This is a genomic window from Nocardioides sp. GCM10030259 (assembly GCF_042666375.1).
Lineage (GTDB): Bacteria > Actinomycetota > Actinomycetes > Propionibacteriales > Nocardioidaceae > Nocardioides.
In genome coordinates, this window is record NZ_JBHTDF010000023.1 from 169,468 (window position 1) to 186,155 (window position 16,688).

Consider the following 16,688-nt stretch of genomic DNA (forward strand, 5'->3'; position numbering starts at 1 on the left):
GGGTGGGTGGTCCCGACGAGCCGGGCGGCGGTCGTCAGACGGGGATCGGCTCCCGCGCCTGCGGTGCGCCGACCTCGGGCGACGCCGGCTGTAGGCGCCGGGTGGCCACGGCGGTGATGACGGCCGCCGCCGCGATGGCCGCACCGACGAGGACGGCGGCCGGGGGTCCAGCGGCGTCGATCGCCGCGCCACCGCCCCAGGCGCCGACCGCGATCCCGGCGTAGACCGCCGACGCCGGCAGCGAGGCGGCCAGCGGCGCTCCCGGCCCGGCCAGCGTCTCGACGCGGTGCTGCAGGGACGGCGCCGTGCCGGTGCACAGTCCGACGCACAGCACCGTCGCTGCCATCGAGACGGGGTGGTGGCCGAGGAGGACCATGGCGAGCAGGGAGGCGGTCAGCGCGAGCGTGCCGACGACCAGGGCTCGGCCGGCGTTCGCGTCGGCCAATCGCCCGCCCGCCACCGAGCCGCCGACCGCGGCGACGCCGTACAGCAGCAGGTAGAGGGTCACGGCCGTGCCGCTGATGTCGGTCACCTCGCCGAGGAACGGCACCAGGTAGGTCATGGCTGCCTGGACGGCTGCGAAGACCAGTCCGCAGAGCACCAGCACGGCGAGCACCCGAGGCGCGAACGCCTGGCGAACCTGGCCGGCGCCCAGGCTCTCCGGCGCGGTCGGCACCATGGGCAGCAGGGCCACCGACGCGGCCAGCACGAGCGACCCGACCAGGGCGATGGTCAGGAACGAGTTGCGCCAGCCGAGCTGCTGGCCGAGATAGGTGAACGCCGGCAGGCCCAGGGCGCTGGCGGTGGCGAATCCCGAGATGACCAGGGCCATGGCCCGACCGGCACGGTCCGGTCGCGCGAGGGAGGTGGCCGTGGTGATGGCGGCGGCGATGAACACCCCTTGTACGGCGCCCAGCAGCGCGCGAGCGGCGATGATGAGCGGGTAGGCGTCGATCAGGACGGGCACCAGGTTGAGCGCCACGAACGCCGTCATCGACGCCACGATCACGGTGCGCCGGTCCAGGCGCACGGTCAGCCAGGCGAGCACCGGTCCTCCGATCATCAGGCCCAGCGCGTTGGCCGTGACGAGGTTGCCGGCGGCCGGGATCGAGATGGTCAGGCCCTCGGACACCAGGTCGAGCATGCCGTAGACGAGCTCCTCCGCGGAGCCCATCACGAACGCGCCTGCGAAGAGCACGGCCATCACCCGCGAGGTTCCGGTCCCCGTTCGGCTGCGGTCGGTCATGGTGGATCCTCTCTCGTGGAGTGCAACTCTAGAGTTGCATTTCCTCGAGAGTTCTGCAACCTCCGTGTTGCAGTTTGGATGTCGACCGGTCGAGAGCAAACGGGGCCGTCCCACGTAGGACGGCCCCGTTTCGCACGGCTGCCGCGCTCAGCTGCCGTCGGAGTCCTCGCTGTCGCCCTCGATCACGACGACCTCGAAGTGCTCGTCCAGCCGGACGTCCACCGTCGTACCGTCCGGCCTGGTGACCTCGACCTCGTAGGTCGCGCCGTTCTCGTCGTCGGTCTCGACGCTGTTCACCGTGCCGCCGCCGGTGGCCTCGAGGGCGGCCTCGGACGCGGCGTCGGCCTGCTCCTGGGTGTACTGGTGGCTGACCGGGCCGTCGTCACCGCTGGTGCCGACGGCGACGCCGCCGGCCGTGACCGCCAGGACGGCCCCGGCGCCTGCTGCGGCAATCGCGACTCGCTTGCGCATCGGACTCATCTCCTTCGTGGTGCTGTCGTCACCAGCCTGCACGGGACGCGCTGAAGGCAGCCTGAACGACGCCTTCAGGAGCGGTTCAGCGGAGGTTCAGCGACGCGGTGGGATCGTGAGAGGGTGCGGATCCTGGTGGTCGAGGACGACAAGCAGCTCGCAGCAGCGTTGCGCCGCGGCCTCGAGGCGGAGGGGTACGCCGTGGACGTCGCGCTCACCGGCACCGACGGCGACTGGTTCGCCGCGGAGAACTCCTACGACGCGATGGTCGTCGACATCATGCTCCCCGGCCTGGCCGGTGACGCGCTCTGCGCCGGGCGCCGGGACGCCGGCGACTGGACGCCGATCCTCATGCTGACGGCTCGCTCGGGTCCGGAGCAGGAGGCCCGGGCGCTCGACGCCGGCGCCGACGACTTCCTCTCGAAGCCGTTCTCCTTCATGGTCCTCACCGCCCGGCTGCGGGCGCTGCTGCGCCGCGGCGGGCACGAGCGTCCCGCGGTGCTCGAGGTCGGCGACCTGCGTCTCGACCCCGCCGCGCACCGCCTCTGGCGCGGCGACACCCCGGTCGAGCTGACGCCGCGTCAGTTCTCCCTCCTGGAGTTCCTGATGCGGCACCCCGGAGAGGTGCTGCCGAAGTCGGCCATCCTCGAGCACGTCTGGGACTTCGCGTACGACGGCCACCCGAACATCGTCGAGGTGTACGTCCGGCAGCTGCGCCAACGCATCGACGAGCCCTTCGGCCGCAGCTCGCTGCGGACCGTGCGCCTGGTGGGGTACCGGCTCGTCGACGACCAGCACCAGGATCCGACGTGACTCGCCCGCGCCTCGGCCTGCGCACCCGCGCCACCGCGCTCGGGACCTGCGTCGTCGCGGTGCTCCTGACCGTCGGCGCCGTCCTGCTGATCACCACCCTGGAGAGCCGGCTGACGAATGCGTCCGACCAGCTCTCCCGCTCGCGCGTCGACGACCTCCTCGCCCTCGCGCGCACCGGTGACCTCCCCCGGACCCTGCGCAACGTCGACGACGACGGCGCCGCCCAGGTGGTCGGGCCGGACGGGAGCGTCGTCGCCGCCTCCCCCAACATCGCGGGGCAACCCGCCGTCGCCGACCTGGCCGCCGGACCGGAGCCACGCACGAGCACGTTCGAGGCGCCGGACGACAGCGAGACCGAGACGTACCGGTTCTGGTACGCCGGCGGCCCGAGCCCCGACGGCACCGTCACCGTGTACGTCGGCAACAGCCTCGAGTCGGTCAGCGAGGCCTCCGCCGCGCTCCGTCGCGCGCTGTGGGTCGGGGTGCCCGTCGTCGTGGGCGTCCTCGGCGTCGTCCTCTGGCTCCTCCTCGGCCGCGCCCTCGGTCGGCTCGACCGCATCCGGGCCGAGGTCGACCGGATCTCGGAGCAGAACCTGCACACCCGGGTCGCCGGCGACGGCGTCGCCGACGAGGTCGGCCGCCTCGCCGCGACGATGAACGCCATGCTCGAGCGCCTCGACACGGCGGCGCAGCGCCAGCGCGAGTTCGTCGCCGACGTCTCCCATGACCTGCAGAGCCCGCTGGCGGCGCAGCGGGTGGCCCTCGAGGTGGCACTCGCGCACCCCGCGAGCATCGACCCCGACGAGCTCCGCCACGAGGTCCTCGCCGCCACCAGCGACATGGAGCACCTCGTCGGCGACCTGCTGGTCGTCGCGTCCCTGGACGCCGACGTCGCCGGCGCCCCAGCTCTCCTCGACCTCGACAGCCTCGTCCTCGAGGAGGCCGCCCGCGCCCGGGGACACGGCCGGGTCGACATCGACACGTCCGGTGTGTCCGCGGCCCCGGCGTACGCGAACCCGGACGACGTACGCCGGGTGGTGCGGAACGTGCTCGACAACGCCGTCGCCCACGCCCGGGAGGTCGTGACGCTCGGCGTCGACGCCGGGGACCGGTGGGCGGAGCTGACCGTGCACGACGACGGTCCGGGTGTCGACCGCGCGGACCGCGAGCGGATCTTCGACCGGTTCTACCACGCTGAGACGTCGCGGTCCCGCGGCGGGAGCGGCCTCGGCCTCCCCATCGCCCGGGGCCTGGCCGAGCGCAACCGGGGCCGGCTCGACCTCGTGGACGTGCCCGACGGGACGACCCTGCGGCTGCAGCTCCCCGCCCCGTCGTGACCGGGGCTCACGCGACCGTGCGCGGCTCGTCGGCGTCGCGGTACGACGCCAGCAGCTCCTGCTCTTGCCGGTGTCGCGGGAACCAGAAGAAGACGAGCACGGCACCGACCAGGATCGCGATGGCACCGGCGGCGTACGCGCGGTCGTCGCCGTCGAGGAACGCCTCCCTGGCCGCGGCCGTGATCTGGTCGGCGTACGACGGGTGCTGCTCGGCCACCTGCTCGGCACTGGCGTAGGACTTGGTCAGCTCGGACTGGACCGCGGTCGAGACCTTGTCACCCTTCGGGTCGGCGGCGATCGCGGCGCTGAAGGAGCTCGCATAGCCGGCGGTCAGGAGCGCACCGAACACCGACTGCATGATCGCGCCGCCGAGGTCGCGCTGGAGATCGGCGGTCCCCGAGGCCATCCCGGCGCGGTGGACCGGCACGGCTCCCGTGAGCGAGTGCGACGCCGGTGTGCCGGCGAAGCCGACGCCGATGCCGATGAAGGCGTAGGCGAGGCCGATCTCCCAGTAGCTGCTGCCCTCGCCCCACAGGAAGAACATCCACAGGAACGCCGCCCCCAGGAACACGTAGCCCGCGAGCAGCGTGGTCCGCGACCCGTGCGACTCGACCAGCTTGGCGGAGCGGGGCGCGACCAGCACCATCAGCACGATCGCCGGGAGGAACGCCGTGCCTGCCTCGAGCGTGCTGTAGTCGAGCACGTTCTGCAGGTACTGCTGGCTGATGAACATCGAGCCCATCAGGGATCCGAAGACGATGATGCCGGCACAGGCCGCGACCCAGAAGATCCGCCGACCGGCGACGTGCAGGTCGTAGAGCGGGTTGGCCGCACGCCGCTGGCGCAGCACGAACGCCACCGTCGTGGCGACCGCCACGACCCCGAGCCCGAGGACGAGCGCGCCCTTCCCGGGCACGGGCGCGAAGTCGATCGCGAGGACCAGGCTGGCCACCAGGACCACCGACAGCACGCCGCCCAGGTTGTCCACAGGCTCGGTCGACTCCTGCGCGTGGGCCGGCACCAGGAACCACGCCAGCGCGAGCGCGACCACCGCCAGCGGGACGGTGATCAGGAAGACCGAGCCCCACCAGAAGTGCTCCAGCAGCAGCCCCGAGGCGACCGGTCCCAGGGCGGCGATCGCGCCACCGAGCGCCGACCACAGCGCGATCGCCTTCGTCCGCGGCGGCCCCGACCAGAGCGCCGCGATGAGCGCGAGCGTGGTCGGGTAGACCATCCCGGCGGCCAACCCGCCGATGACCCGGGCGACGACGAGCACGGTGTCGGTCCAGGCGTAGGCCGCCAGCAGGCTGGCCGGGATGGACAGCAGGAGCCCGATGACGAGCATCAGCTTGCGGCCGTGGCGGTCACCGATCGCCCCGAGGTAGAGCACCGAGGCGGCGAGGCCGAGCGAGAAGGCGACCGCGATGAGGTTGAGGACGGTCTGCGAGGAGTCGAAGGCGGCGCCGATCGAGGGCAGGGCGACGTTCGCCACCGAGAGGTTCAGGTTCGCGACCGCCGCCACGACGATCAGCGTGAGGAGCACGAGCGGAGCCCGCGCGGGAGCGGTGCCGGCCTCGACCGGCTCGGTGCGCGACGGGCTCGACGCCATGGGCCCTCCCTCGGGGCGGTGTCCTCGTCGCAGCGTTCCACGGTGTGTGCAGGCGCGACTCACCCGCCGCGGATGACAACGACCACTGGCTCACACCCGGTGACCGGTGACCTCCTCCACGCCCTCGTCGGGCAGCAGCCGCCGCTGGTCCAGCACGTACAGCAGCACGAACCCCGGCACGATCAGCAGCACGGCCAGCCCGGCCGCGACCAGCAGCGCGGTCAACGTGCCGGTCGGCGCTGCCGCGTCCGAGACGGTCAGGCTCGTCGGCAGCAGGTAGTCCCACTGGGCGACGCCCCACGCCACGATGACGGCCGCGACGGCCAGGGCGGCCAGCAGCCGGGCGCCCCGCGCGGCACCCTGCACGAGGAGCACCAGCGCGCCGAAGCCGCAGACCGCGCCGACGATCACCACCGGCAGGGCCCGGGAGGTGAGCCCGTCCCAGACGTACGTCGCGTCGTCGCGGACGACCAGTGCTCCGACGCCGAGAGCCCCGGCGACGACCACGGCGCTGGCGACGCAGCGAGCACGGAAGTGCTCGGCCAGGTCGTCGGCGCCCGTGCCGCGCGCGTCCCAGACGAGGAACGCGGCGGCCAGGTAGGCGCACAGCGCTACCGCGAGGACCCCCGCCACCACCGACGTCGGGTTGACCCAGCTGTCGACCGGGTCCCCCGCCTGGCCGCCGGCGGGCACCCGCCCGGACGCGATCCCGCCCGCGACCGCGCCGAGGCAGTAGGGCACCAGGACCGACGATGCCGCGAAGCCGGCACCGAACGCGCGCTTCGCGCCGATCACGTCGACCGACTTGCGGAACGCGAAGCTCGCACCCCGCAGCACGATGCCGAGGGCCGCGATGGTCAGCGGCACGAAGAGCGTCAGCCAGATCGACTGGTACGCCTCGGGGAACGCGGTCCACGTGACGACGAGGACGAAGATGAGCCAGACGTGGTTGGCCTCCCAGACCGGGCCGATCGAGTGCTCGATCAGCTCGCGTGGGCGGCGCCCCCGCTCGGCGTTGCCCGCGGTCAGGTCCCAGAAGCCGGCACCGAAGTCCGCGCCACCGAACACGGCGTACGCCGTGATGGCGAGCAGCAGGACCAGGGCGATGGTCGTGCTCATCACGGCTCCTCGTCCCGCGCGGTCCCGGCGAGCACCGCCGGACCCGGGCCGTAGGGTGCGTCCTCGTCGGAGAACGCCGCCTCGCTGCGGAAGCGGCGGGTCATCGAGCGCAGCACCAGGATCGTCGTGACGGCGAGTGCGGCGTACAGCAGGACCACCGCGATGAACGTGATCCACACGCCGCTGTTCTCGGTGGCCGCGTCCTCGACCCGCATCCTCTCGTAGACGATCCACGGCTGGCGGCCCACCTCGGCGACGATCCAGCCGGCCTCCATGCACACGACGGCCAGCACCCCGGACGACGCCGCGGCCCGCAGGAACCACCGGCTGCGCGGCTCGTGGTGACGGAAGAGCCAGCTCGCGGCGTACCACGCGGAGAGCAGGAACAGCAGGGTTCCGAGCCCGACCATGATGTCCCAGCTGAGGTGGACGATGTTCACCTGACGGTTGGTCGGACGCTCGTCGGCCGGGACCGAGTCGAGGCCCTGGACCACGGTCGAGGTGCCGGTGCCCGGGTCGGACAGCCACGAGGCCAGGCCGGGGATCGGGATCCCGCCGGTCACCTCGCCCTCGTCGTTCAGGTGACCGAGCAGGGTCTCGGGCACGTGGCTGTCGGTCTTCGGGACCATCTCGATCGCCGCGAACTTCACCGGCTGCTCGTTGTAGACCCACCGCGCGAGCGCGTCGCCCACGCCCATCTGCACCGGCGTCGCGACCGCCGCGACGGTGAAGGCGATCAGGAACGCCGTGCGGTGGTAGTGGTCGCGGCGTCCGCGCAGCATGGCCGCGGCGTACACCGACGCCACGAGGAATCCGCCGACGAGGTAGGCGGCGACCAGCATGTGCGCCGCCTGGAGCGGCATGGCGTCGTTGAAGATCACCTTGACCGGGTCGACGTCCGTGACGTTGCCCTTGGAGTCGAGGGTGAAGCCGGACGGCGCGTTCATCCAGGCGTTCGCCGCGACCACCGAGATGCTCCCGAAGATCCCGGCCAGCACGATCGGGACCCCGGTCCAGAAGTGGGCCCACGGGCGGAGCCGGCGCCATCCGTAGATGTAGATGGCGATGAAGATCGCCTCGGTGAAGAAGAACAGGCCCTCGAAGCCGAACGCGACCCCGAACACCTCGCCCCACTGCCCCATGAACTTCGGCCACAGCAGGCCGAACTCGAAGCTCAGCACGGTGCCCGTCACGGCCCCGACCGCGAAGGTGACCGCCATGTACTTCGACCACCGTTGCGCGAGCCGGAGCGCGTCGGCGTCGCGGTGCCGGAGGCCGCGGTAGTTGGCGACGAGGGTCATGAACGCCCACGAGACACCGAGCGGCACCAGGATGATGTGGGCGGCCAGCGTGAAGGCCATCTGACCCCGCGCCCAGGGCACGGGGTCGACCGCCGCGACGGCTACCAGGGCTCCGACGGTGTCGCTCACCAGCACCACATCCTCGAGGTGCGGCGAGCCTAGGCGGCGGGCCCCGTCCCGCAATCATCCGCCGAGGACGAGTCCCGCGGGTCATCTGGAAGGGGTGATGCCCCGTCCACGAGGGCGGACCAGCATGGACGAGCGGCCCGACCAAGGAGTGTGCACCGTGAGCCTGCAGACCTCGCCCTTCCCCCCGATCGCCGACTACGCGTTCCTCTCCAACTGCCACACGGGCGCGCTCGTCGCGCCCGACGGCTCCGTCGACTGGCTGTGCCTGCCGGCGTTCGACTCCGCGAGCGTGTTCGGCAACATCCTCGACCGCGGCGCCGGGTCGTTCCGGTTCGGCCCCTACGGCATCAACGTGCCGACCCAGCGCAACTACGTGCCCGGCACGAACGTGCTCGCGACCACCTGGCACACGCCGCGCGGCTGGGTGCGGGTCACCGACGCGCTCACCATGGGACCTCGGCACGGACCGGACACGGTGACGCCCCACACCAGGCCGCCCGCGGACGACGACGCCGACCACGTGCTGGTGCGCACGGTCGAGTGCCTGGACGGGGAGGTCGAGATCGAGCTGGTCTGTGAGCCCGCGTTCGACTACGGCCGCGAGCAGGCCAAGTGGCAGCTGGTCGACGAGGACGGCCACGCGGCCGACGCGACCGGCGCGGGACAGTCGTTCCGGCTGGCGACCGACATGCGGATCGGCATCGAGGCGGGCGCCGCGCGGGCTCGCCACGTGCTGTCCACGGGCGAGACGGCGTACTGCGCGCTCTCCTGGGCGGACGGCCTGGTCGCGCCCGAGGACGCGACCGCGGCCGTCGCGAGCATCGACGCCACCATCCGGTTCTGGCGCTCGTGGCTCGCGCGGGCCCGCATCCCCGACCACTCGCTGCGGCACCCGCTCGAGCGGTCGGCGCTGACCATCAAGGGGCTCACGTACATGCCGACCGGGGCGACGGTGGCGGCTCTCACGACCTCCCTGCCCGAGACCCCGGGCGGCGAGCGCAACTGGGACTACCGCTACACGTGGATCCGCGACACGACGTTCACGCTGCAGGCGCTGCACTACCTGAACCTGGACTGGGAGGCCGACGAGTTCATGCAGTTCGTCGCCGACCTGGAGCCGAACGCCGACGGCGCACTCCAGATCATGTACGGCATCGACGGGCGCCGGGACCTGCCCGAGTCGACGCGCGACGAGCTGAGCGGGTACGAGGGCGCCCGCCCGGTCCGGCTCGGCAACGGGGCCTTCGACCAGCGGCAGAACGACGTGTACGGCGCCGTGCTCGACTCGCTGCTCCTCCACGTGCGCCGGAGCCAGCACCTCCCCCGCCGGCTGTGGCCGCTGATCGAGACCCAGGCGTCCTGCGCGATCGCCAGCTGGCAGGAGCCGGACCAGGGCATCTGGGAGGCACGCGGCAAGCCGCAGCACTACGTCTCGTCCAAGCTGATGGGCTGGGTCGCCCTCGACCGCGCCGCGAAGCTCGCCGAGATCCGCAGCGACTTGGCGCTGTCCGAGGAGTGGCGCTCGGTCGCCGACCAGATCAGGGCGGACATCCTCGACCGCGGCGTCAGCGACCGCGGCGTGCTGCGCCAGCACTACGACACCGACGCGCTCGACGCCTCGACCCTGCTCGCACCGCTCTTCGGATTCCTGCCCGGCACCGACGAGCGGGTCCGGAACACCGTGCTGGCCATCGCCGAGGAGCTCACCGAGCACGGGTTCGTGCTGCGCTACCGCACCGACGAGACCGACGACGGACTCTCCGGGAAGGAGGGCACGTTCCTGATCTGCTCGTTCTGGCTGGTCTCGGCCCTGGCCACGATCGGCGAACGGGCGCGGGCGACCGGCCTGATGGAGCGGCTGCTGCGCATCGCGTCGCCGCTGGGCCTGTACGCCGAGGAGTTCGAGGTCGAGCGCTCGCGGCACCTCGGCAACTTCCCCCAGGCGTTCTCGCACCTAGCGCTGATCCAGGCGGCCGGCCACATCATCCTCGACGAGCTCCGCGAGGAGCTCTCGCTGTGACCGACCGCCGGCCGTCCGGCGAGCAGTACGTCATCATCCGCGGCCCGGCGCGAGCGGAGGTCACGCAGGTCGGCGCCGCGCTGCGCCACTACTCGGTCGACGGCCGGGACGTCGTCGACGGCTTCGCCCCGCACGAGCGGGCCCACGACGGGCGCGGCCAGGTGCTGGCGCCGTGGCCGAACCGGCTCACCGACGGCCGGTACCGGTACGGCGACCGTGAGTGCCAGGCCCCACTCGACGAGCCCGGCCGCCACGACGCCATCCACGGCCTCGTGCGGTGGCTGGGCTGGGACCTGGTGGCGCACGACGACGCGGCGGTCTCGCTGTCCTGCACCCTGCACCCCCGCCCGGGCTACGAGTGGCAGGTCGACCTGGGCGTGCGCTACGAGCTGGGCGACGACGGGCTGACCGTCACCTTCTCCGCCGTCGACGTCGACACGGAGCCCGCGCCCTTCGGGGTGGGCTTCCACCCGTACCTCGCCGTGGGTGGCGGGCCGGTCGACGACACGACGCTGCACGTGCCCGCAGCCAGCTTCCTGGACGACGCCCCGGGCCGGCCGACCCCGCTGCCCGTCCACGGGACGCCCCACGACTTCTCACTGCCACGCCGGATCGGCGACGCGCGGCTCGACACGGCGTACGGCGATCTCCGGCGCGACGGCGACGGCCGCGCCCGCGCCCGGCTGACCGGGCCTGACGGCCGCGGCGTCGAGCTGTGGGTCGATGCGGCCTTCCGCTACCTCATGGTCTACACGGCCGACGCGGTCGGCCGGCCCGACCGGCGGCGCCGGGCGGTCGCCGTCGAGCCGATGACCTGTCCCCCGGACGCGTTCCGGACCGGCATCGACCTGGTCGACCTCGCGCCGGGCGTCGGCTGGTCCGGCAGCTGGGGACTGGCCCCCGCGGACCCCTAGGGCCCTTCCAGCCACGGCCCGCGCCAGCCGCCGAACCCGGCGGTCACCGCACCGGCCGCCTCGGGCCCCCAGGAGCCCGGGACGTAGGGCTGCACCGGCGGCGGCGCGTCGAGCAGCGGCTGCATCACCCGCCACGCCTCCTCGATGCCGTCCTGCCGCGAGAACCGGGTGCTGTCGCCCCGCATCGCGGCGTGCAGCAGCACCTCGTACGGCGTGGGGCCCTCGCCGCCCGCGGAGGCGAACTCCATCTGCATCTCGACCGGTCCGACGTGCGCGACGTCGGCGCGGTGGGCGTCGACCTCGAGCCGGATGCCGGTGGAGGGATCCAGCCGGATGGTCAGCTGGTTGGGCTCCGGCTGGTGGCTGGGCGGCCCGAAGCCGAGACGCGGTGGGCGCTTGAAGACCAGCCGGACCTCGGTCTGCGTGGCCGGCAGGCGCTTCCCGGTGCGGATGAAGAACGGCACACCGGCCCAGCGCCAGTTCTCGATGTCCAGGCGCAGGGCGGCGTAGGTCTCGGTCGCGGAGTCCGCTGCCACGCCGTCGATGCCGCGGTATCCGTCGTACTGCCCGCGCACGTAGTGGGCCGGGTCGGCCTCCTCGACGGCGCGGAGCAGCGCGACGTTCGCCTCCTTCAGGGTGAGCGGGTCACCACGCGACGGCGGCTCCATCGCGACCGCGGCCACGACCTGCATCAGGTGGTTGACGACCACGTCGCGGAGGGCGCCGACCGGGTCGTAGAAGTGACCGCGGTCCTCGACGCCGAAGTCCTCCGCCATCGTGATCTGCACGGAGTCGACGTAGTTGCGGCTCCAGACCGGCTCCAGGATCGCGTTCGCGAAGCGCAGGTACAGGATCTCCTCGAGGCCCATCTTCCCGAGGTAGTGGTCGATCCGATACAGCTGCGACTCGTCGACGTACTCGTGGAGCTCCTCGGCGAGCGCCGTGGCCGACGTCCGGTCGTGGCCGAACGGCTTCTCGACCACGAGGCGGGCGGACTCGGTGAGCCCGGTCTCGGACAGCATCCGGATCACCTCGCCGAAGAGGAACGGCGGGATCTCCAGGTAGAACACGGGGTTCGCGGCACCCTTGATGGCGTCCGCGACCCGGGCGTACGTCGCGCCGTCCTTGAAGTCTCCGCTCACGTAGGAGAGCCGCGCGGCGAACCGGTCGAACACGGCGGGGTCGATCTCCTGACCGGTCCCGGCGATCGAGGTGCGGGCGCGCTCCACGAGCTGCTCAACCGACCAGTCGTCGACGGCGACCCCGACGATCGGACAGTCGAGCAGGCCACGCGCCTCGAGGCGGTAGAGGGACCGGAAGGTCATCACCTTGGCCAGGTCACCGGTGATCCCGAAGATCACGAGCACATCGGCGGGTCGCGCCGCGTCGGTCTTCGCCATCGCTGGTCCTCTCGTCGCGGATGAGTCGTGGTGTCGCTCCACGATTGCGCCCGCGCGACGGGCCCGCGTCGTCCCGCGTGGATGAGTTCCGGCCCGCTGGCGCGGGCCGCGGATTCACACCATCGGGGCGATGACCGGCCAGCCCGGGAGCGGAAGAGTCGGTCGGCGGACGCCGTCCGGACGGGGAGGAGGCACACCATGCCTGCGCGAGCGGTGGCGCCGAACCGGTCGCGGGCGAGCGCGGCACGCTGGCCGCCGATCGTCCCGGAGGCGGCTCGGCGACCACCCGTCCCGGTCTTCCCCCTGGTCGCCCGCGAGGCCGCCGTCGCACGGCTCGCGGCGGCGGCCGCGACCAGCGAGGTGACCCTCGTGTGCGCGCCCGCGGGCGCGGGGAAGACCGTCCTCGTCTCCACGTGGGCGAGGGCGACGGAGGACGTCACCTGGCTGAGCCTCGCTCACGACGACGGACGGCCAGGAGTCTTCTGGTGGCATCTTCTCGACGCACTGTCACCGCGGCTGCCGGACTGGGGCCCCGAGGCGTGGCCGCGGGGGCCCGAGGACCCGGGCGCGGCGGTCGTCGACTCCCTCGCCCTGGGGCTGGAGGGGCTCGCGTCCGCGACCACGACGATCGTGCTCGACGCGTTCGAGAGGCTCACGGATGCCGGTGCCCTCGAGCAGCTGGACCGGCTCCTCGAGCTCGTCGGCAACCGGCTGCGTCTCGTGGTGACGACCCGGGCCCGGCCGGACCTCCCGGTCCACCGGTACCGGCTCGACGGCCGCCTGACCGAGGTCGGTCCCGAGGCGCTCGGCCTGAGCGCCGCCGAGGTCGCGTCCCTGCTGGCGATGCACGACCTCCGCCCGTCCGAGGGTGCCGTCCGCGCGCTCACCGACGGCACCGAGGGCTGGGCCGCCGGTGTGCGGCTCGTCGCCCTGGACCTCCGGGACCACGGTGTCGTGGAGCCCACCGAGCGCGACGTCAACGCCTGCCTGGAGCCGGCCGGGACACTGGTCGCGGACTACCTGCGCGCCGAGGTGCTCCGCGCGCTGTCCGTGGACGACCTGGACGTGCTGCGGCAGCTCAGCGTCGTGGACGGGTTCGGCCCGGCGCTCGCCGATGCGCTGACCGGTCGGGCGGACCTCGCCTCCCTGACCGACCTCGCGCACCGGGCGCCGTTCCTGCGCCGGGACGAGCACGAGTTCCGGCTTCATCCCCTCGCCAGGCGGATGCTCTACGCGTCGCTCCGCGACGACCGGCCGGGCGCGGCGGCCGACCTGCACCGGCGGGCCGCCACGTGGTCGGCGAAGGCGGGCGACGCGGTCACGGTGGTGGACCAGCTGGTGCGCGCGGGCGACCACCCGCAGGCCGTCGACCTCCTCCTGGGCTCGGTCGCGATGGCCGACGTGCTGCTGCCCACGCCGGCCGGGTCCCGGCTGGCCGAGCGGCTCGTCGGGGGCCAGGAAGGTCTCGACGACCTGCCGACGGTCGTCGTCGACGCCGCCGTCGCGCTGGCGAGGGGCGATCACGACGACGCCGCTGCGCGGCTCGCGACCATCAGCGACGACGTGCCGGACGACTTCGCGCTCTCGGCGGCGCTGGTCCGGGCCCGGCTGGCCGCCGCGCGCGGCGAGGTGGACCCCGCCCTCGCCGCCGTCGCCGCCGGGCGCCACGAGCTCGACGCCCTCCCCGAGGGTTCACCCGCCGCGCCCACGGCGTACGCCGTCCTCCAGATCGCCGAGGCGACCGCCCGGCTGGCCGACGGCGACCTCGACGCCGCCGGCGAGCTGTTCGACGACGCCCTGGGCCTGCTCGCCGCCGACGACCTGCTCGAGCCACGGCTCGAGTGCCTGGCCAGGCTCGCCCTGGTGGAGGCGTGCCGAGGGCGGCTGTCCCGCGCACTCGAGCTCACCGAGACCGTCGAGCAGCTCGCCTCGCCGCGCGACCTCGACCTGCCGACGCCGCCGGCGGCGCTGCTCGCCCGGGCCTGGGTGGCGAACGAGCGGCAGGAGCTGTCCCGCGCCCGCCACTGGCTCGGCAAGGCGTCCCGGGCCGACCAGGTGGGGGCGGACCCGATGCTCGCCTCGGTGGCGGCGCTGCTGCGGGCGCGCTCGACGAGTGACCGCGGCGAGAGCACGACCACGCGCCGGCGCCGCACCACGGACGGGTCGGGCCCGGAGTGGCTCCGCGCCGGACGCTGCAGGACGCGGACGGGGACGTCGGCGCGGGTGCGCTCGCTCCTGGCCGCCGCGCAGCGCGAGTGGGGCCGCGGGCGCGGCGCCGCCGGCCGACCGCTGGTGCTCGAGGCGCTGAGGCTGGCCGAGCCGGAGCGGCTGCGGCGACCGTTCGTGCACGCCGGGTCGGCCGTCCACGCCGTGATCCGCTCCGACCCCCAGGTCGCCGAGCGCGCCACGTGGCTGACGCCCGTCGACCGCGTCGAGCCGCCACCCGCGAACGGGCCCGGCGCGGAGCCGGTCGTCGACGTGGCGCTCACCGAGCGTGAGCTGGAGGTCCTCCGGCACCTCGAGCAGATGCTGAGCACGCAGGAGATCGGGTCGGCGATGTTCATCTCGGTGAACACGGTCCGCACCCACGTCCGCCACATCCTGCACAAGCTCGCGGTCACCCGCCGCAACGAGGCGGTGCGCCGGGCCCGGTCGCTCGGCCTGCTCTGACGCCATCCCTCTCCCCACCGGTCCAGGTCATCCGGTCGGGACGATGTGCCTACCCGCCGGCCGGACGACGCTGGCCGAGCACCGTCCCGAGGAGGCGACCATGCCCGACGAGTACGACGTCATCATCGTGGGATCAGGCGCGGGTGGTGGCACGCTCGCACACCGGCTCGCACCCACCGGCCGGCGGGTGCTGGTCCTCGAGCGCGGCGACTGGCTCCCCCGCGAGGCGGAGAACTGGGACGCCACCGCGGTGTTCGTCGACAACCGCTACGTCTCCGCCGACAGCTGGTACGACGATCAGGGCAAGGCCTTCCAGCCCCAGATCCACTACTTCGTCGGGGGCGCCACGAAGTTCTACGGCGCCGCGCTCTACCGTCTCCGGGAGCGCGACTTCACCGAGCTCAAGCACCACGGCGGGATCTCGCCGGCGTGGCCGATCGGCTACGACGTGCTCGAGCCCTACTACACGCAGGCCGAGCAGCTGTACCAGGTGCACGGGCTGCGCGGCGAGGACCCGTCCGAGCCGCCCGCGTCGGCGCCGTACCCGTTCCCGCCCGTCTCGCACGAGCCCCGGATCCAGGACCTGTTCGACGGACTCGCGGCCGTCGGGCTGCACCCGTTCCACGCGCCGTGCGGCGTGATGCTCGACGAGGCGCACCCGGAGTCCAGCACCTGCATCCGCTGCGCGACCTGCGACGGCTTCCCGTGCCTGGTCCACGCCAAGGCGGACGCGGACGTCATCGCCGTCCGGCCGGCGCTCGAGCACGACAACGTCACGCTCGTGCGCAACGCCGAGGTACGCCGGCTGGAGACCGACGCGTCCGGCCGCTCCGTCACGACCGTGGTCGCCGACGTCGACGGCGTCGAGCATCGGTTCAGCGGCTCCATCGTCGCGGTGGCGGCGGGTGCCGCGAACTCGGCCAAGCTGCTCCTGGCGAGCGCCAACGACCCACACCCGGCCGGCCTCGCGAACGGCTCGGACCAGGTCGGCCGCAACTACGTCTTCCACAACAGCCGCGCCTTCCTGGCGGTCTCGAAGGAGCGCAACGACACCCGCTTCCAGAAGACCCTCGGCCTCAACGACTTCTACTTCGGCGACGAGGACTTCGACTTCCCGATGGGCAACGTGCAGATGGTCGGCAAGTCGTCCGCGCCGATGTACCGCGGCGAGAAGCGGATCGCGGAGCTCGCGCCCATGTTCGCCCTCAGCGACGTCGCCCGGCACGCCGTGGACTTCTGGCTCTCCACCGAGGACCTCCCCGATCCCGACAACCGGGTGACCCTCGCCGACGACGGCAACGTCCGGCTGAGCTACACCCCCAACAACCGGGAGCCCCTCGACCAGCTCTACCACCGGGTGACCAGGCACCTCGATCACCTCGGTCTGAAGCACCACGTCGTACCGCGCGACATCTACATGAAGAACGACGTCCCGGTCGCCGGCTGCGCCCACCAGGCCGGCACGGTGCGGTTCGGGGTGGACCCCGCGAGCTCCGTCCTCGACCCCGACTGCAAGGCCCACGAGCTCGACAACCTGTACGTCGTCGACGCCTCGTTCTTCCCGAGCATCGGCGCCGTGAACCCGGCCCTGACCGTGATGGCGAACGCCCTCAGGGTGGGCGACCACCTGATCTCCCGGCTCGGCTGACCCGGGCCGGC

The 16,688-nt window shown here is 73.0% G+C and carries 12 protein-coding genes; 6 read left to right on the plus strand and 6 right to left on the minus strand.

The window, feature by feature from the left end:
- Nucleotides 1–34: 34 nt before the first annotated feature.
- Together ACFQQI_RS19045 and ACFQQI_RS19050 are read right to left on the minus strand one after the other, a co-directional pair.
- Nucleotides 35–1,246: an MFS transporter gene (locus tag ACFQQI_RS19045; protein WP_378567192.1), complete on the minus strand. Its 1,212-nt coding sequence runs from the start codon at nucleotides 1,244–1,246 to the stop codon at nucleotides 35–37.
- Nucleotides 1,247–1,393: 147 nt separating this feature from the next.
- The gene (locus tag ACFQQI_RS19050) at nucleotides 1,394–1,717 is read right to left on the minus strand and encodes a PepSY domain-containing protein (RefSeq protein WP_378567195.1); all 324 of its coding nucleotides are present in this window, start codon (nucleotides 1,715–1,717) and stop codon (nucleotides 1,394–1,396) included.
- Between the two features lie 123 nt (nucleotides 1,718–1,840).
- Here ACFQQI_RS19050 and ACFQQI_RS19055 point away from each other — a divergent pair, with 123 nt between their 5' ends.
- Both ACFQQI_RS19055 and ACFQQI_RS19060 read left to right on the plus strand, forming a co-directional pair.
- Complete coding sequence (locus tag ACFQQI_RS19055) at nucleotides 1,841–2,530, plus strand: response regulator transcription factor (protein ID WP_378567197.1); 690 nt, start codon at nucleotides 1,841–1,843, stop codon at nucleotides 2,528–2,530.
- Nucleotides 2,527–3,867: an ATP-binding protein gene (locus ACFQQI_RS19060; RefSeq protein WP_378567200.1), complete on the plus strand. Its 1,341-nt coding sequence runs from the start codon at nucleotides 2,527–2,529 to the stop codon at nucleotides 3,865–3,867. Before ACFQQI_RS19055 ends, ACFQQI_RS19060 begins: the two co-directional genes overlap by 4 nt.
- A gap of 7 nt (nucleotides 3,868–3,874) precedes the next feature.
- Here ACFQQI_RS19060 and ACFQQI_RS19065 read toward each other — a convergent pair whose 3' ends face one another.
- The 3 genes from ACFQQI_RS19065 to ACFQQI_RS19075 form a co-directional block, all read right to left on the minus strand.
- Entirely contained in the window at nucleotides 3,875–5,476 is a 1,602-nt protein-coding gene (locus ACFQQI_RS19065; protein ID WP_378567203.1) for an MFS transporter, read from the minus strand.
- A 90-nt stretch (nucleotides 5,477–5,566) separates the two neighbouring features.
- Nucleotides 5,567–6,595, minus strand: coding sequence for a cytochrome d ubiquinol oxidase subunit II (locus ACFQQI_RS19070; RefSeq protein ID WP_378567206.1), 1,029 nt, complete (start codon nucleotides 6,593–6,595; stop codon nucleotides 5,567–5,569).
- A complete protein-coding gene (locus ACFQQI_RS19075; protein ID WP_378567209.1) occupies nucleotides 6,595–8,025 on the minus strand; it encodes a cytochrome ubiquinol oxidase subunit I in 1,431 nt (476 codons plus the stop codon). The genes ACFQQI_RS19070 and ACFQQI_RS19075 overlap by 1 nt, the downstream gene beginning before the upstream one ends.
- A 157-nt stretch (nucleotides 8,026–8,182) precedes the next feature.
- Between ACFQQI_RS19075 and ACFQQI_RS19080 the strand changes: the two genes are divergently transcribed.
- Together ACFQQI_RS19080 and ACFQQI_RS19085 are read left to right on the plus strand one after the other, a co-directional pair.
- Nucleotides 8,183–10,045 (plus strand): glycoside hydrolase family 15 protein, encoded by a 1,863-nt coding sequence (locus ACFQQI_RS19080; protein ID WP_378567212.1) that lies wholly within the window; start codon nucleotides 8,183–8,185, stop codon nucleotides 10,043–10,045.
- Nucleotides 10,042–10,959, plus strand: coding sequence for an aldose 1-epimerase family protein (locus ACFQQI_RS19085; protein ID WP_378567215.1), 918 nt, complete (start codon nucleotides 10,042–10,044; stop codon nucleotides 10,957–10,959). The genes ACFQQI_RS19080 and ACFQQI_RS19085 overlap by 4 nt, the downstream gene beginning before the upstream one ends.
- Here the strand turns inward: ACFQQI_RS19085 and zwf are convergent.
- Complete coding sequence (gene zwf, locus ACFQQI_RS19090) at nucleotides 10,956–12,359, minus strand: glucose-6-phosphate dehydrogenase (RefSeq protein WP_378567218.1); 1,404 nt, start codon at nucleotides 12,357–12,359, stop codon at nucleotides 10,956–10,958. The two genes, ACFQQI_RS19085 and zwf, sit on opposite strands and share 4 nt — an antisense overlap.
- A gap of 198 nt (nucleotides 12,360–12,557) precedes the next feature.
- Here zwf and ACFQQI_RS19095 point away from each other — a divergent pair, with 198 nt between their 5' ends.
- Together ACFQQI_RS19095 and ACFQQI_RS19100 are read left to right on the plus strand one after the other, a co-directional pair.
- Entirely contained in the window at nucleotides 12,558–15,029 is a 2,472-nt protein-coding gene (locus tag ACFQQI_RS19095; RefSeq protein WP_378567221.1) for a LuxR C-terminal-related transcriptional regulator, read from the plus strand.
- 100 nt (nucleotides 15,030–15,129) lie between these two features.
- Nucleotides 15,130–16,677 carry a GMC oxidoreductase gene (locus tag ACFQQI_RS19100; protein WP_378567224.1) on the plus strand — a complete coding sequence of 516 codons (1,548 nt, stop codon included), beginning with the start codon at nucleotides 15,130–15,132 and terminating at the stop codon, nucleotides 16,675–16,677.
- Nucleotides 16,678–16,688 lie beyond the last annotated feature (11 nt).

Coding starts and splice junctions, on each gene's coding strand:
- zwf (WP_378567218.1), bottom strand. CDS start 12,359: ATGGCGAAGACCGACGCGGCGCGACCCGCCGATGTGCTCGTGATCTTC.
- ACFQQI_RS19070 (WP_378567206.1), bottom strand. CDS start 6,595: ATGAGCACGACCATCGCCCTGGTCCTGCTGCTCGCCATCACGGCGTAC.
- ACFQQI_RS19100 (WP_378567224.1), top strand. CDS start 15,130: ATGCCCGACGAGTACGACGTCATCATCGTGGGATCAGGCGCGGGTGGT.
- ACFQQI_RS19095 (WP_378567221.1), top strand. CDS start 12,558: ATGCCTGCGCGAGCGGTGGCGCCGAACCGGTCGCGGGCGAGCGCGGCA.
- ACFQQI_RS19065 (WP_378567203.1), bottom strand. CDS start 5,476: ATGGCGTCGAGCCCGTCGCGCACCGAGCCGGTCGAGGCCGGCACCGCT.
- ACFQQI_RS19045 (WP_378567192.1), bottom strand. CDS start 1,246: ATGACCGACCGCAGCCGAACGGGGACCGGAACCTCGCGGGTGATGGCC.
- ACFQQI_RS19050 (WP_378567195.1), bottom strand. CDS start 1,717: ATGCGCAAGCGAGTCGCGATTGCCGCAGCAGGCGCCGGGGCCGTCCTG.